The sequence below is a fragment of the Niveispirillum sp. FG156 genome (genome assembly GCF_057809555.1).
Genome location: NZ_JBMDKE010000006.1, coordinates 67,303 through 83,415, shown reverse-complemented (window position 1 = coordinate 83,415; position 16,113 = coordinate 67,303). Strand labels below are relative to the sequence as shown.

The following is a 16,113-nucleotide window of genomic DNA, read 5'->3' as shown; positions in this document are numbered from 1 at the left end:
CGCGACCAGACCCAACTGACGAAAGCTGTCCTTATGAAGCGTCACCTGCTCGCCACTGCCATCGCCATGTCCCTTGTCCTGAGTGCCCCCGCCGGGGCGTTTGCCCAGGGGGCGGAACCCCGGATCACGATGGATTTGCAGGACGGGTGGCGTTTTCATCTGGGGGATGCGGCATCCGCCGAACGGGTGGATTTCCCGGACGGCGATTGGGCCACGGTCGCCGTGCCCCACACTTGGAACCGCGTCGGCTATTACACGACGCCCTCGCCCGACCGTGTGAACACGCCCGACACGATCAACAAGACCCAGGGCACGGGCTGGTATCGCCTGTCCTTTACACCGTCGGGGGATTTCAAGGGTAAGCGGGCATGGCTGCAATTCGATGCGGTCAGCCGGCGGGCGGAGATCTGGCTGAACGGCCAGTATCTGGGCAGCCATGAGGGCGGCTTCTCCCGTTTCCGGCTGGATGCCACGGCGGCCTTGAAGCCGGGTGCGACCAATCTGCTGGTCGTGAAGGCGGATAACAGCAAGCCGGCACCCGGCAGCACGACGGCAGACATCCTGCCCCTGGCCGGTGACTTCTTTGTCCATGGCGGTATCTATCGCAAGGTGGCCCTGATTGCGACCGGCGATATCCATGCCGAGATGATGGACCATGGCGGCCCCGGCATCTATGCCACGACCAAGGCCGTGGACGGGGCCGGCGCGCAGGTGCAGGTCGCCATTCACGCGCGCAACAGCGGCATCCGCAAGGCCAAGGTCAAGATTGTCACCAGGCTGGTTGACGCCGATGGCCGGGCGGTAGCGGAAGGGACGCAGAGCGTCAATCTGGCCCCCGGCAGCACGGTCAAGCTGGATCAGCCCTTGTCGGTGACCAATGCCCGGCTGTGGCAGGGCACGGCCGATCCCTATCTTCACGATCTGATCGTCGAATTTCATGATGCGCGCGGCCGCGTCTTGGACCGCGTGGCACAGAAATTCGGCATCCGCGACGTTCGGGTCGATGCCGCCCAGGGCCTGACCCTGAATGGCAAGCCGGTCCGCCTGCATGGTGTCGGCCTGCACCAGGACCTTGAGGGCAAGGGCTGGGCCATGGAAGAGGCGGACATCGCCAAAGATGTCGAGATCATCCGGGAGATGGGGGCCAACACCATCCGGCTGACCCATTACCAGCATGGCCCCACCATCCATGAACTGGCCGATAAATATGGGCTGATCCTGTGGGATGAAATCCCGCTTGTGTCCGCCTGGACACCGCCCGGCAAGATGGTGGCGACAGAGGGCTTGATTGCCAATGCGCGCCAGCAATTGCAGGAACTGATCAAGCAGAACCAGAACCATGCCGCCGTCGTCACCTGGGGCATCGCCAATGAGGTGGATTTCGGGTCCACGCCGGTGGCGCCCTTCATCGGCATCACGTCCGGTTCCGACCCCGCGCCTTTGTTGCGGGAACTGCGCGCGTTGAGTGCTGCCACAGACCCCAGCCGCCCCACGGTGCTGGCCACCTGCTGTGAAGGCGGCATGTTCGGCGACGCGGAAATCCCCATCGTGGCGAATGAGGCGGACCTGGGCGGGGCCAACCGCTATTTCGGCTGGTACTACGGCAAGCCCTCCGAACTGAGGTCGAACATCGCGGCCCTTCGCGCCGCCCGGCCCGACCAGCCGCTTTCCATTACCGAATATGGGGCCGGCGGGGCGGTGACGATCCATGCCGACGACGTGATGGGCGGCCCCGTGGATGCGCGTGGCCGTGACCAGCCGGAGGAATATCTCAGCTACTTCCATGAGGAAAGCTGGGCAATCCTGGACGCGCGAAAGGACCTTTGGGCGACCTGGCTGTGGAACGCGTTCGACTTTGCGACGCTGGTCCGCAAGGAGGGCGACGCCCAGGATATCAATACCAAGGGCCTCGTCACCTATGACCGCAAGGTCAAGAAGGACGCGTTCTTCTTCTATAAGGCCAACTGGAACCCGGCCCCGACTGTTCATATCACCGGTCGCCGTTATGTGAACCGGGCCTATCCGGTCACGCATGTCCGCGTCTACAGCAACGCCCCGGCGACGGAGCTTCAGTTGAATGGGCGGGCGTTGGGTGTGCGCAAGGACTGCCCCCAGAAGATCTGCGTTTGGGAGGATGTGCAACTGGACCAGGGCGACAACGCGGTGACCGCCGTCGGGCTGTTCGCTGACGGCCCGGTCAAGGACAGCGTGAACTGGACGCTGGAAGCCGGGTCGACGCGCGCCTTCCGGATCGACAGCGGCGCCCTGGTCGCGGCGCAGAGTGGGGGCGGGCGGTTCGGGTCGGATGCCTTCTTCACCGGCGGGACGGCGGGCAGCGTGCAGCCGGTCAGCGGCTATGGCCCTCCCCGCCCGCGCAAGGAGGTTCATGGCACCGCTGATACGATGCTGATCTCCACCTATCGCGAAGGCGATTTCACCTATCGCCTGCCGGTAGCGAATGGAACCTATCGGGTCACTCTGTCCTTCGTTGAACCCGCTGCGGCGGTGGGTGAGCGGCAGTTCGACGTCATTGCAAACGGTGAAAGGAAACTCCGTTCCCTGGATGTCGCGGCTCTTGCAGGGGCGCCAATGACATTCATCAAGCGGGATTTCGAGCTAAAGGTTCGGGGGGGAAGTCTGGAACTGCATTTCTCTCCAGTTAAGGGGCAGGCTATCGTCTCTGCGATTGAAGTTGAACAGAAGTAAATCAGTCTGGATATTACAAAAATCTCCCGTGCTCAGGACGGAGAAAGGGAGATTTCACGTTCTGTAAGCGCCGGATAGATCTTTTTGTGCAAGCGTCGGCTCCGATGGTCACTTCATTAGCTGGTGAAGACGGGTTGCTGATGCCTCCTCGTCTCCGAAGTGGTCATCGCGTTAGATAGCCACCGTCAATTGGAAGAACTGCTCCAAGGGCCGGTCGGCTCTCGGTGGCAAGCTATCCTGTCTGTCGCGGCCAAGATCGGCTGTTAGGCTCCCACCTTGAGCGCGTGATTCAAGAAGGCTGAAGTGGACAGTGGCCAGCGGGCAAGCATCCCCACAGAGATGGTTGATCGGATGAAGGCGCTGGAACGAAAGAACCGTGAACTGCGCTAGGCGAATGAGATCCTACGCCGTGCGAGGTTCGTGCTCGATGCCTTGGAATAGGCTGTCCATGCCCGCCGCTGGCGCAACACGTGGGAAGCCCGTCGTCTGGCAGAGGCGGGCATCCTCCAATATGTCATCGGTTTCTATAATTCACGCCGTCGGCATTCAGCCCTGGGGGGACAAAAGCCCCTTGGCATTCGAGAGGCAGGTGGCTTAAATGATTATCCAGATCGGCACCTAAGCGTGACAGTTCAATCTAGCGATGTTCCCATTATGCAAAAATATAGTACGATCATGTCAAAAAATACCAAATGTAATGTTAATAAAGCGTACCACTTCGACTGCGGGATGGCGCCATCGCATCTCGCAGAACTGACCTGTCGACAAGATTTTCTAACTGCGCAGCGTCGCGTGCCGGGCGGTTTTCCTGGGTGGCCAGCCATTTTTCTTCCTCTACCATGACGTCCGGCAGGTCGCCGGGCAGGGTGGCGGGAAAGCGGTGGTGATGCCAAGAGGCGGCGACCAGATCCTCCGGATAGCCGCTGGAGGCAGCGACCAGCGGCGTGATCTGCGCCGGGTCGTCCGCTGCCACTCGCGCAGCGGTGATCAGCCGGCGCACGAAATCCACGATCCGGGCCCGCCGCATGGGGTCGGCCAGCGCCTGGGCTGTGGTGTTCAGGTTGTAAAGCTCGCGATAGGTGGTTGGGTCGGACAGGCTGACCGCGTCATTGCCTAGGGCCAGCATGCTGCGCTCGCTCTCCGGTTCCCAGATGGTGACGGCATCCACCTTGCGCGCCGTCAGCGCCGGTTCCATTTCGCGTGGGCGTAAGGGCACGAATGTCACCTCATGGGCCGCGATGCCTGCACGCGCCAGCAACCGGTCCAGGAAATAGGCGGCCGATGTGCGCTCGAACACGCCGATGCGTTTACCCCGCAAATCCTCCGCCCGCGCGATGCCGACCGACCGGCGGGCGACGACCCGATACAAACCTTCCGTCACCGTCAGGATGATGCGCAGGTCGGGATTGGCGACGGATGCCCGCAGGGCCTGGGTTTCCGCCTGTGCCGCCAGATCGGCGCGTCCGCCCGCATGGTCAAACCCGCCGGTGGCCGCCGCCCCCTCCGCCTTAAAGAGATTATCGACGCCACCGGTGGAGAAACCCGCTATGGCGGGTCCCGCCTGTGCGACGGCGAAGAGCACGGGCCCGACCTCCATCACGTCGTGGCGGCCAACGATTTTCAAGGGCGGCCCGGATAGCACGGCCCGGTCACCCGCCGCGCAGGACGCGGTGACACCGGCAATCAGGCATAGGACCAAGCTTCGCATCCACCGCATGGGACCACTTTCGATGACGGAATGAGATTCGTCAATGTATAATTTAATTCGTTATGATGCCGTAGCAGTATCAGTCACGTCGATTTAAACGATTGGACGAACCATCCGCCCTCCATGTGAAGGTGTTGCAAAAGAGCGGGCTGACGAACGGTTCGTGGCACAAACGGGAGGGCAGAATGCGATATCAACAAGACACTTCTATTGCGCACAATGGTGTGCCCCGGCAATGGGGCACGGCAGCGGCGCTGGCGGCACTTGCTGTCGGCCTGTTGCCCGCGACCGGGGCATGGGCCCAGGATGCGGCGGATGAGCCGCTGGAACCCATCGAGATCATCGTCACCGGCACGCGCATCAGCGGCTTCACGGCCCCCACGCCGGTAACCTCCATCGGCGAGCTGGAACTGGAAGCACGCGCCATCCGTAACCTGGCGGACATCATGTTCGATACGCCGACGTTAAAGCCGGCGCAGAATAGTGGCCAGTCGAGCCAGCCCATCGGCGCCAGCAATTTCGACTTGCGCGGCCTGGGCCCGAACCGGACCCTGATCCTGGTCGATGGCCGCCGCTTTGCCGCGACCGATCCCACGGGCGGCATCGACGTCAATGTCATCCCGGCGGCGCTGATCAAGCGGCTGGAGATCGTGACGGGCGGCGCGTCGGCGGCCTATGGCTCCGACGCGGTGTCGGGCGTGGTCAATATCTTCCTGGACGACCGGTTCGAGGGCGTGAAGGGATCGGTCCAGTACAGCCAGTCCAAATATGACGACCACCACAAACCGGCGGCGTCCATGGCTGTGGGCAAGGCGTTCGGCCGGTTCCATCTTGTCGCCGCCGGGGATTATTTCAAGGATGATGGACAGTTGGCGCAGGCCTCGCGGCCCTGGGGCCGGGACGATTATGCGGTCCTGACCAACCCGGCCTATCCGGGCACGCCCGGCCAGACGCGTTTGGTGGTCGCGCCGGACGCCCGCTTCTCGCAGATGACGTTCGGCGGCGTCACGGCATCGAACAGCATCGCGGCGCTGCGCAATCTCCAGTTCGGGCCGGGCGGAACGGTGTTGCCCTTCACCCGCGGCACCTATGTCGGCGGCACCTTCATGTCGGGCGGCGATGGGGCCAGTCTGGCGGACACGGCCAATATCTCGCCGGAGATCGAGCGTGGCACCGGCTTCGCCAGGCTAAGCTTCGATGCGACGGAGGATGTGACCTTCTTCGCCGATGCGCTCTATTCCCGCGCCGACATCTATTCAGACGGCACGACAGCCACCGATAATGGCAATATCCCCATCCAGCGCGACAATGCCTTCCTGCCCACACAGATCCGCAACATCCTGGTCGCCAACAATCTGGCCCGCTTCTCCATCGGTCGGGTCGGCGCAGAGGAGGGGGCATTCTTCAATACCGTGGATAATGAGGTCCAGCGTTATGGCCTGGGCGTGAACGGCACGTTCGGCGACGGGTGGCGCTGGGATAGTTCGGCACAGTTCAGCCGGGTGCGCTATTACCGCGAGGATGGGAACAACCGCAACAATGCCCGCTTCACCCTGGGCGTGGACAGCGTCATCAACCCGGCCACGGGGCAGCCCATCTGCCGCGCCTTGCTGAACAACCCCAACCCGACGGCGACGCAGGACCCCTATGGCGATATCCGCGCCTGCGTACCCATCAACCTGTTCGGCGCCGGGTCGATGTCGCAGGCGGCACTGGATTATATCGGCGGCGTTGCCATTCTGGACGCGCGCCAGGAACAGGATGTCTATGTCGCCAATATCGAAGGCTCTCCCTTCGCGACCTGGGCCGGCGATGTCTCGATCGCTATGGGCATCGAGTATCGGCGCGAGGCGGTACGCGCGACCAATGACGATGTGTCCAAGCGTTCCGGCTGGAAGACCGTCAACCCGCAGGCCCTGCGCGGCTCCCTGAATGTCAAGGAAGGCTATGCGGAGATCGTGGTGCCGTTGCTGGCCGACGCTCCGCTGGCGCAGTCGCTGGATGTCAATCTTGCCGGCCGTGTCACCGATTATTCCACCAGCGGGCGGGTGGAGACCTGGAAAATCGGGGCCAATTACCAGCCGGTCGATGATATCCGCCTGCGGGCGACCCTGTCGCGCGATATCCGCGCGGCCAATATCAATGAACTGTTCTCCGGCCAGAACCAGCTGATCAATACCATCACCAACCCGATCACCAACCTAGCCCTATCGACGCCGCAGCTGACCGGCGGCAATCCCAATCTGCGACCGGAACGCAGCAAGGCGTTTACCGGCGGCATCGTCTATCAGCCGGAATGGCTGCCGGGTTTCCGCGCCTCCTTCGATCATTTCTCCTTCAAGATCGAGGATGCGATCACCGCCCTGACCGGTCAGCAGATCGTCGATGCCTGCCTTGTCCAGAAGCAGGACAGCCTATGCAGCGCCATCACCTTTAACGGCGATGTCATATCGCGGGTTGAGGCGACGCTGCTGAACGCCGCGCGGTCCACGGCCAAGGGCTTTGATATTGAGGCGGCCTACAGTTTCGACCTGGAGGCAGCCAAAATCTCCATTCGCGGGCTTGCCACCTATGTCGATGAACTGACCGTTAGCAGCAACGGCATCACCACCGATTTCGCCGGCACCGTGGGCAGCACCGGCACGCTGGGCCCGGCCGGCGGCATTCCAAAATGGCGCGGCACGTTGTCGGTCGATTATGCGGCCAGTGATTATGCGCTGGGCGTTGTGGTGCGTTACATCGACGGGGGCAAGCTGAACGTCGCCTATGTCGAGGGAGTCGACATCGCCGACAACAGCATCCCGTCGCGCACCTATGTCGATATCAATGGCAAGATCAGCGTGACCGATGGGGTGGATATCTATGGCGCCATCGACAATTTGTTCAACAAGGCGCCGCCCATGACCCCCGGCGCGGTGACAGCCCCCAGCTATGCGTCGTCGGTGTTCTATGACCGTATCGGCCGCACCTATGCGGTGGGTGCGCGGTTCAAGTTCTGAGTGGGGTTACTCACTGGAAAGCCTGCCAACTCGAAGGAGTTGGCGGGCTTTTTTTCCGCAGTTTTCTCATTTCAGAAAGCTACTTTATCGCCTTCCCGGCCTTCGCCGGGAAGGCGATTATTTGTGGTTCAAAACAAGCTGGATTAGCCTACCCCCGGCCCAAGAAGGGCTGACCGATGGGCAGGATCACGCTTTCCAGCACATTCACCTCTGGCGGCATCGCCGCGATGCAATGGACCAGTTCGGCCACCTGTTCGGGGCGCATCGATTGTTCGGCACTCATCCGGTCCAGGCCGGGCACGAAATTGGTGATGGTGGAGCCGGGATGGATGATGCAAGCCGTAATCCCATGGTCGCGCCCGTCCAGCGCGATGGAGCGGGTCAGGCCGTCCAGTGCGAATTTGGTTGTCGTGTAGGCCGCCGTATGTTCGCGCGGGACCAGGGCGGAGATGCTGCCCACCAGCAGGATGCGACCCCGGCGGCGTGGCTTCATCATCCGTACCGCCGCGCGGCAGCACAGGAAGGCGGCGGTCAGGTTGACATCCAGTACCTCGCGCCAGCGCGTCAGGTTCAGGTCTTCCAACGGCGTTTTGTCGGCGATGCCGGCATTGGAGATCAGCAGGTCGGGGGGACCGAATTCACGGGCCACCGCCGCGAACAGATCATCCACCTGATCCTCGCGCGTCACGTCGGCGGCATGGACGCTGGCCGTGCCGCCGGCAGTGCGGATGTCGGCGGCGATGGCGGCCAGCCGGTCTGCGCTGCGCGCGACCAGCGCCAGTTTCATGCCGGCCGTGGCCAGCCGGCGGGCCACGGCCTCGCCAATGCCCGAACTGGCCCCGGTCACGATGGCTACCTGATGGGAGAGGTCCTGCATCATTTTTCCTCGTTGCTGATGGTGATGGTCTCTCTCGATCTGCTGCACGAAATGTGACATGATCGAATTAAATCCAGCATGGGCAAACGATCCGGAGGCATCATGCCGGTGGACCAGAACGCCATCCCCTGTGATGGCTGCATTCAATGCTGCAAGAATGATCAGGTGATCCTGCATCCCGAGGCGGGGGACGATCTGTCCTTCTACCGCTGGGAACCGATTGCATCGGCCCTTTATCCCGGCCAAACCATGGCCGCGCTGAAGCGCGATCCCATCACCGGCCATTGCACCTATCTGACGGCGCAGGGCTGTTCGATCCATGACAGGCGACCATCGGTCTGCCGCCGGTTTCATTGCGCCCGCACGGCCCTGGCGCTGGAAAAACTGCCGCACAGGACCCGGAAGATATTGCGCCGGCGGGGCGATGTGTTCGACGCGGACCTGCTGGAAAGGGGCCGCGACCGGCTGCACCGGGCCCGCGAGTTGGGGCTGGAGCATGTGCTGGACACCGACCAGCAGGTCGCGGCATTTGAGCGGATCGCGGCGATGCCGGGGCCGAAGGGGCGTTAACCCCCCGCCCCATGCATGACCCGGATTTCGGTATAGGAGCGCAGGCCGGCCAGGCCCATGCCGCGCCCGATGCCGGATTCCTTGAACCCACCGAAGGGCAGGTCGGGGGCGGCACCGCCATGGCCATTGATCCAGACGGTGCCGGCCTCCAGCCGTTTGGCGATGGCCTCCGCCCGCGCGCGGTCGCTACTCCAGACCGAGGCACCCAGGCCGAAGCGGGTGGCGTTGGCGCGGGTCACCGCCTCCTCGTCCCTGTCGAAGGACAGGATGGGCAGGACGGGGCCGAACTGTTCCTCATCCACCAGCCGGGCGCCTTCGCGCAGGCCGGTGACGATGGTGGGGGCGATGAAATAGCCGGGGCGGTTCAGGGCATGGCCACCGGCCAGGATGATGCCGCCCTGGGCGCGGGCATCATCGATGATGTCCAGCACCTTCTCGAATTGCGGGCGGTTCTGTACGGGGCCATATTCGACATCCGGTTCAAAGCCGCCGCCGACACGGGCCTTCCGTGCCTCTGCCGCCAATGCCTCGGCCAGGGCGTCGGCGATGGGGGCCTGGACCAGGACGCGCTTCACCGCCATGCAGATCTGACCGCTATTGATGAAGGCGCTGGCGAACAGGCGGGGGGCGATGTCCGCCACATCGACATCGTCCAGCACGATGGCCGCGTCATTGCCACCCAGTTCTAGGGATACGCGCTTCAGGCTGGCGGAGGCCGACGCCATTACCTTCTTGCCGGTGGCGGTGGAGCCGACGAAGGCGATCTTGTCGATGCCGGGATGGGCGGTCATCCATTGGCCCAGATCATTGCCGCCCGACAGCGTGTTGACCAGACCGGGCGGCAGGGTGCGGGCCGCCAGTTCACCCAGGCGCAGGGTGGACAGGGGTGTGAATGGCGACGGCTTGACCACCACGGCATTGCCGGCGGCCAGCGCCTGCGCCACCATCTGCATGGCCAGGATCAGGGGGGCGTTCCAGGGCGCGATCACGCCCACCACGCCCATGGGCACATAATCCAGCCGCACGGGACCCAGCGGCCCCTCGCGCAGGTACCCGCCGCCGATATCAAGCGCCGCCACGCCCGCGATGCGGTCGGCGGCAAAGGCCACCTCACGCCGCGCCACGGAAAGCGGCTTGCCCTGTTCGCGGGTCAGCAGTTCGGCCAGCGGTTCCGCGTCCGCCCGGATGGCGTCGGCGAAAACGCCCATGGCGGCGGCGCGGATGGCGGGGGCCAGATGCCGCCACGTGGCAAACGCGTGCCGGGCGGCGGCGACGGCGCGGTCCAGATGGGTCTCGTCCGCGTCGGGCGCCAGGGCGAAGGGTTCGCCCGTCGCGGGGTCGATGACGGGGAAGCAGGCAGCAGCGGGCACCGCCTCACCGCCGATGGACAGCAGGAAGTTTGTCATGGGCAAATCACCATTGATGGGTGGCGCCTCTATTCCCGTCATCCTGGCGAAAGCCGGGACCCAGGGGCGGCAGGGCAAACCTCAACGCAACGCGGCTGACATGTCGGGCGTTTTGCCCCTGGGTCCCGGCTTTCGCCCATAGGCGCTAAGATAGGAGTGGGGATTGCCCTTTCCGCTTCTCTTACCGTCACCCCGGCGAAAGCCGGGGCCCAGCGTGAGGCGCGGTCAGCGCCGATATGACTCATGTCGCGGCTGACGCCGCTCTAAGCCTGGGTCCCGGCTTTCGCCGGGATGACGGTAGAAGCGGGTGGATACGAAAGGGCGAACCCCTATCTTAGCGCCTATGGGCTTTCGCCGGGATGACGGGGGAGTGACTATCCCGCCTGTCCCTTCGCCTTCGCCTCACGCTCCTCCAGCACTTCCAGGAACTTACGGCTGGCGGAGATGGCCGACGGCCAGGAGGCGTAGAAGGCGAGGTGGGCGATGGCTTCGCCGATCTCTTCCTTGGTCAGGCCATTATCCAGCGCCAGCCCCAGATGCGCCGGCAGCTGTTCGGGCCGGTACATCGAAATCAGGGCGGCGATGGTGACAAGGCTGCGGTCGCGCTTGGACAGGCCGGGGCGTTCCCACACATCTTCGTACAGCACGCGGTCGGTCAGTTCCACCAGGGTGGGGACCACGGCTTTCAGCTCGTTGCCCTTCTTGGCGCTTGGGCGCTTCATATGACCTCTCCCTGGTTATTCGGGACGATTGTAGGCGCCCATGCCGGGGCGGAAAGTCTTTTCGTCCAGGAATTGCCGCAGACCCTGTTCCTTGCCCTTTTCGGGGTCTACGAAATTGGTCTGGTCGACCTTGGCCGTCAGATATTCTGAGGCCTGTTCCCAGTTCATTTCGCGGGCATATTTATAGGCCAGCTTGGCCTGACGCAGGACGGTGGGGTTCTTGCCCAGCAGCGTGCGGGCGATTTCCGTGGTACGGGCGCGCAACCGGTCCTTGGGAACGGCTTCATTCACCAGACCCATGGACAGGGCCTTGGCACCGTCGAACTGTTCCCCCGTCATCACGTAATAGAGCGCCTGACGGTCGCCCATGACGGTGGCGATGGCCTTGGACACGGCCCCGCCGGGGATGACGCCCCAGTTGATCTCCGACAGACCGAACACGGCCTTTTCGTCGGCGATGGCCAGATCGCAGGCGATCAGCGGCGTGAAGGCGCCGCCGAAGCACCAGCCATTGACCATGGCGATGGTCGGCTTGGCATAATGCATCAGGTTGCGCCACTGCCAGGCGCGGGTGGAGCGATAGGCGCGGTGGCGTTCGATATCGCCCAAGCCATCGGTGGCCCGGAAAAAATCCTTCAGGTCCATGCCGGCGGAAAAGGCCTCGCCCACGCCGGTCAGGACCAGGACGCCGCAGCGCGGGTCGGTTTCCAGCGCGTCCAGCACCTCGTTCATTTCCTTGGCCAGCGCTACGCTCATGGCGTTGCGCTTGGCGGGGCGGTTCAGCTGTACCCAGGCGATACCATCCTCAAATTCGACCAGCACGTCGTTGCCGCCGGGGATGGGCCGTTCATTGGCTTCGGTTGTCGTCACGTCCGATGTCCTTTTCATTCGGTGATGAATAATGCGTCAAGCGCCATGACCCCTTCGCCCTTGGCGAATACCGTCATCGGGTTGACGTCGACTTCCCTGATTTCAGGATGGGTGCGCAGGATGGCGCCCAGGGCCAGGATGGCGTCGGCCACCGCCTCCACATCGCGGGCCGGCTGTCCCCGGAACGGTCCCAGCAGCTTGGCCCCGCGCATCCGGTTCAGCCGGTTCAGGATCTGGGCGCGGCCGGCATGGGAAGGCAGCATCTCCAAGGCGTCCAGCGCCTCCACCCACACACCGCCCAGGCCGAACATCACGAACGATCCCCATTCGGGATCGTTGCGACCGCCCAGGACCAGTTCCAGGCCGGGCGGCGCCATCTTTTCGATCAGGATGCCGTCCAGTCCGCCTTCGGGGATATGAAGCTGTGCGGCTTCCATCAGCCGCTGCCAGCCGGCGCGCAGCGCCGCCTCGTCCCTGATGCCCAGGATGACACCGCCGACATCGCTCTTGTGGGTCAGGCTGGCGGCCTGAAGCTTCATGGCCACCGGGTAGCCGAAACTGGCCGCCAGCTGTACGGCGGAATCCACGTCGCGGAAGACCAGCACGCCCTTGGGCACGCGGATGCCATATTCAGCCAGCAGGGCCTTGCCCTCATATTCCGGCAGCGGACCCCGGCGGGGCAGCTTCGGGGCGGGCGGGGGCATAGTCGTACGGGTGCCGACACGGGCCAGGGCATCGGCATAGTTCTGCACGGCCCGGAAGGCGCGCAGGGCCCGGTCGGGGGACCGGAACAGGGGCGTGTCGGTGTCGCGCAACGGCGCCACACAGCCGGGGTCCAGCGGCGCCTCGTCCCCGATGATGGCGACGGCCACGGGTTTGGGGGCGGTGCGTGCCAGGGGTGCGATCACCTCTGATTTGGCCCGCTGCTGCCAGGGGCCGCCACCGGCCAGCGACAGCAGCACGGCCCCCACGGAGGGATCGGCCATCATGGCATTGGTGGTATTGGCAAAGACCGATGCGTCAGAAAAGCCGGCAATGCCGACATCCAGCGGGTTCGACGCCTCGCATTGCGGGGGCAGCATTTCGCGCAATCCATCCAGCGTCTCATCGCTGAGCGTGGCGACCGGCAGCCCCACCTTCTCGCAGAAATCCAGGCTGAGGCCGCGCACCGCACCGGAATTGGTGACGATGCCCATGGCCCCCTGGCTGGGGGCCGGGAAGCGGTAGAGGATGGCGGCGGTGTCGAACAGCTCGTCCATGGTTTCCACCAGGACCACGCCTTCATCCTCCACCGCCGCCCGCATGGTGGCGTAATCGCCCAGCATGGCGCCGGTATGGGACTGGGCTGCGGCACGGCCAGAGGCGCTGGAGCCCGGATGCACCATCACGATGGGCCGCCCGGCCTCCCGCGCCATGCGGGCGGCGTCCAGGAAGGCGGCGGGATCGCGGATCTGTTCGACATAGACGGCGATCAGGTTCGCCCCTTCTTCCACCAGATGGCGGATGACATGGTCGATCCGAACCACCGCCTCGTTGCCGGTGGAGACCACATGCGAGATGCGGATGCCACGGGCCAGCAGGGCGGAACGGATGTTCGACGCCATGGCCCCGCTTTGCGCGATCACGCCCATATGCGGGCCGTCCGCTGCCGGGTGGAAGGTCAGCGATTCAAAGCTGAGGGCGGCACCGTTGAGGTAGTTCGCAAAACCCATGCAGTTGGGGCCCAGCAGGGCCAGGCCGCCTTCGCGGCAAATCCGGGCGATTTCATCCTGTTCCGCCGCCCCTTCATCGCCTGCCTCGCGGAAGCCGGCGGCGAAGATGACCGCACCGCCGACGCCGCGCTCTATACAGGCCTCGATCGCTTCCTTCACGGCCTTGCGCGGCACGTTCAGCACGGCAACGTCGACACCGTGGGGCAGGGACTGGAGCGAGGCCAAGCAGGGGATGCCGTTGATCTCGCTACGTGTCGGGCTGACCAGATGCACCGGCCCGGTGAAGCCGGAACCTACAATGTTCTTCAGGATGACGCCGCCTACCGATGCCGGCTCCGGTGATGCGCCGGCGACGGCGATGGAGCGGGGACGCAGCAGGCGTGCGAGATCGATACGGGAAGCGGATGCCCCCGTTTGCAGATCGGATGTCGGCACTTCAGACCTCTTGTCTGTTGGCGCGGAAGGGAGCGAACCGATCCGCCGCGTTTTTCAGCGCGTTCTTGTACATGACCATGTCGGACTGCCAGGCGATATAGCGGGACCCCCGCTCGACCGCTTGTTTCAGGGCGTCGGGATTGCTGGCCACCATGCCGAAATGCTTGCCGGCACGTTTGCAGGCGTCGACCACCCGGTCCACGACCTTTTGAACCTCCGGGTGTTCGGCCTCTCCCGGATAGCCCAGCGACTGGCTGAGATCGCCGGTGCCGATGAAGGCCACGTCCAGATGGTCCACCTGGCACAAAGCCTCGATATCGGCGGCCATGCGGGCATTTTCGACATGGACGGCGACCGTCGTGTCGCGGTTGGCGCGTTCGATATAGGTCTTGGGCGGGGTGAAGGCATAGTCGCCGGCCCGGCAGCCGGGCGCCCAGCCGCGTTCGCCGATGGGATGGTATTTGGCGCGGCGCACCACGGCGCGCGCTTCCTCGGCTGACGACAGCGAGGGGACCTGGATGCCGCTGGCACCGCTATCCAGCGCGTGCAGAATATTGGCTTCGAAGGCGTCGGCGGTGCGGACGATGGCGGCCATGCCGACCAGCTGTGCGGCGCGGATCAGCTCTTCGATCTCGCCATGCGTCAGATTGGCATGTTCGCTGTCGATGATGATGAAGTCGAAACCGGACATCCCGATCATTTCGACAAGATTTGGCGAGGCGAATTTCACGAAGGTGCCGAACACCGGTTCGTCATTCTCCAGGCGCCGTTTGATTACGCTGTTGATCACAAGGCACCTCCCAATGGGCGGCGTCGCCTTTGTTCCGGGACACCTGCCGCCTGTCCATCCAATGCAAAGGCGGGTTCGGAATCAAATGCTGATTGCGGCCTTGTTCGATAACGATGCGGTATCGGAGCGGTTGGCCGGAAAACCAATGCCGTGGCGGCATCAGTTGCCGGACCAAAAAGAATTAGACGCAAGCCTGCATTACCTTCCTACTGGTCCAATCGGCAAATGCCGGAATAGAAAGAATTAGTGTCCGGGAGGCGGCGTGTACGGAAAGAACGACTTGCGGGCTGCATTGGCGCCGGTGGCGGCAAGGCCCGCTGCGACACCCTTCAAACCCGCATCCTATGGGCGGTTCTACGCGGAAACCCCAGCGGAAACAGGGCCTTTTGCCCGTACCTGGCTGGCGCGGGGCCAGAATCTGATCGTCGCCTACAGCCGTGTGTCTGCTGGTGCTGTATTGTCGCGGGTGGATCAGGTCGATGAATATGCCGTCGTGCTGCCCGATGCGGGTCTGTCGGTGGAGATCACGGCTGGCGGCCAGACGGAAATTGCCCACGGCCCCTGCGTGGCCTTTGTGCCGCCGGGCAACAGCGTTGTGAAGGCGCTGGGGCAGGGGGACCTGTACCGGCTGATCACCGTGCGGTCTACCGATCTGGCGGATCGCTGTTCCAATGCCGGCGATTATGCCACGCCCGACCCCAATGTTCCGGCATTCCAGGTCTGGCCCGACCCGGTGGGCGGGTTCCGCATCCGGGTCTATTCCGGTGATGTGCCGGCGCAGCAGGGGCGGTTCGGGCGGCTCTACCGCTGTTCGACCCTCATGGTGAACCTGACCAGCGGCCGGCCCGGCCCCCGTGACCCGGCCGACCTGTCGCCGCACCATCATGATGATTTCGAGCAATATTCCATCGCCACCGCCGGCGACTTCATCCACCATCTGCGCTGGCCCTGGACGGGCAACAGCGCGCATTGGCTGGATGATCAGCATGAGTTCTGCGCCAGCCCGTCGGTCGCGGTGATCCCGCCGCCGGCCACGCACACCTCGCAAGGGGTGGCGGATGGGTTGAACCGCCTGCTCGACGTTTTCTGCCCGCCGCGCCGAGATTTCTCAGCGCGGGACGGCTGGGTGCTGAACGCGGCCGATTATCCGGCCCCGGATGCATCGTAGGTCAGGTCGAGGGCCAGTGCGCCCCGAGCCCTGACAGACAAGGATTGAAAGCCTTTGCCGTCAGGGCTCGCCTTCGGCTCGACCTGACCTACGGCAGCCAATAACCAAGAACCGCCGCGAAGGCGTCACTTTATCGAAACAGGAGGAAAA

At 64.0% G+C, this 16,113-nt stretch carries 11 protein-coding genes and 2 pseudogenes; 6 read left to right on the top strand and 7 right to left on the bottom strand.

Going from position 1 to position 16,113, the window contains the following annotated elements; genetic code table 11:
- Window positions 1–33 precede the first annotated feature (33 nt).
- From ACODSP_RS05375 to ACODSP_RS05365, 3 genes and pseudogenes are all read left to right on the top strand, one after another.
- Window positions 34–2,706 carry a glycoside hydrolase family 2 TIM barrel-domain containing protein gene (locus ACODSP_RS05375; protein WP_488964600.1) on the top strand — a complete coding sequence of 891 codons (2,673 nt, stop codon included), beginning with the start codon at window positions 34–36 and terminating at the stop codon, window positions 2,704–2,706.
- Between the two features lie 219 nt (window positions 2,707–2,925).
- A pseudogene (locus ACODSP_RS05370) lies at window positions 2,926–3,093 on the top strand (IS3 family transposase); the annotation flags it as partial.
- Window positions 3,094–3,165: 72 nt separating this feature from the next.
- Window positions 3,166–3,304 (top strand): annotated as a pseudogene (locus ACODSP_RS05365) (IS3 family transposase); the annotation flags it as partial.
- A 102-nt stretch (window positions 3,305–3,406) separates the two neighbouring features.
- On the opposite strand, the gene ACODSP_RS05360 reads toward ACODSP_RS05365, so the two are convergent.
- Window positions 3,407–4,288: an ABC transporter substrate-binding protein gene (locus ACODSP_RS05360; protein ID WP_488964599.1), complete on the bottom strand. Its 882-nt coding sequence runs from the start codon at window positions 4,286–4,288 to the stop codon at window positions 3,407–3,409.
- Window positions 4,289–4,599: 311 nt separating this feature from the next.
- Between ACODSP_RS05360 and ACODSP_RS05355 the strand changes: the two genes are divergently transcribed.
- Window positions 4,600–7,413, top strand: a complete 2,814-nt coding sequence (locus tag ACODSP_RS05355) for a TonB-dependent receptor domain-containing protein (protein ID WP_488964598.1) — start codon at window positions 4,600–4,602, stop codon at window positions 7,411–7,413.
- Between the two features lie 148 nt (window positions 7,414–7,561).
- Here ACODSP_RS05355 and ACODSP_RS05350 read toward each other — a convergent pair whose 3' ends face one another.
- A complete protein-coding gene (locus tag ACODSP_RS05350) occupies window positions 7,562–8,293 on the bottom strand; it encodes an SDR family oxidoreductase (protein ID WP_488964597.1) in 732 nt (243 codons plus the stop codon).
- 99 nt (window positions 8,294–8,392) lie between these two features.
- Between ACODSP_RS05350 and ACODSP_RS05345 the strand changes: the two genes are divergently transcribed.
- Window positions 8,393–8,860 carry a YkgJ family cysteine cluster protein gene (locus ACODSP_RS05345; RefSeq protein WP_488964596.1) on the top strand — a complete coding sequence of 156 codons (468 nt, stop codon included), beginning with the start codon at window positions 8,393–8,395 and terminating at the stop codon, window positions 8,858–8,860.
- Here ACODSP_RS05345 and ACODSP_RS05340 read toward each other — a convergent pair.
- From ACODSP_RS05340 to ACODSP_RS05320, 5 genes are all read right to left on the bottom strand, one after another.
- A complete protein-coding gene (locus ACODSP_RS05340; RefSeq protein ID WP_488964595.1) occupies window positions 8,857–10,266 on the bottom strand; it encodes an aldehyde dehydrogenase family protein in 1,410 nt (469 codons plus the stop codon). The two genes, ACODSP_RS05345 and ACODSP_RS05340, sit on opposite strands and share 4 nt — an antisense overlap.
- 374 nt (window positions 10,267–10,640) lie before the next feature.
- A complete protein-coding gene (locus ACODSP_RS05335) occupies window positions 10,641–10,988 on the bottom strand; it encodes a carboxymuconolactone decarboxylase family protein (RefSeq protein WP_488964594.1) in 348 nt (115 codons plus the stop codon).
- A 15-nt stretch (window positions 10,989–11,003) separates the two neighbouring features.
- On the bottom strand, window positions 11,004–11,858 hold the full coding sequence (locus ACODSP_RS05330; protein ID WP_488964593.1) for a p-hydroxycinnamoyl CoA hydratase/lyase: 855 nt from the start codon (window positions 11,856–11,858) through the stop codon (window positions 11,004–11,006).
- Between the two features lie 14 nt (window positions 11,859–11,872).
- The gene (locus ACODSP_RS05325; protein ID WP_488964592.1) at window positions 11,873–14,005 is read right to left on the bottom strand and encodes an acetate--CoA ligase family protein; all 2,133 of its coding nucleotides are present in this window, start codon (window positions 14,003–14,005) and stop codon (window positions 11,873–11,875) included.
- A 1-nt stretch (window position 14,006) separates the two neighbouring features.
- Window positions 14,007–14,795 (bottom strand): HpcH/HpaI aldolase family protein, encoded by a 789-nt coding sequence (locus ACODSP_RS05320; protein WP_488964591.1) that lies wholly within the window; start codon window positions 14,793–14,795, stop codon window positions 14,007–14,009.
- 262 nt (window positions 14,796–15,057) lie between these two features.
- Between ACODSP_RS05320 and ACODSP_RS05315 the strand changes: the two genes are divergently transcribed.
- On the top strand, window positions 15,058–15,963 hold the full coding sequence (locus tag ACODSP_RS05315) for a hypothetical protein (RefSeq protein ID WP_488964590.1): 906 nt from the start codon (window positions 15,058–15,060) through the stop codon (window positions 15,961–15,963).
- The last annotated feature ends 150 nt before the right edge of the window (window positions 15,964–16,113 follow it).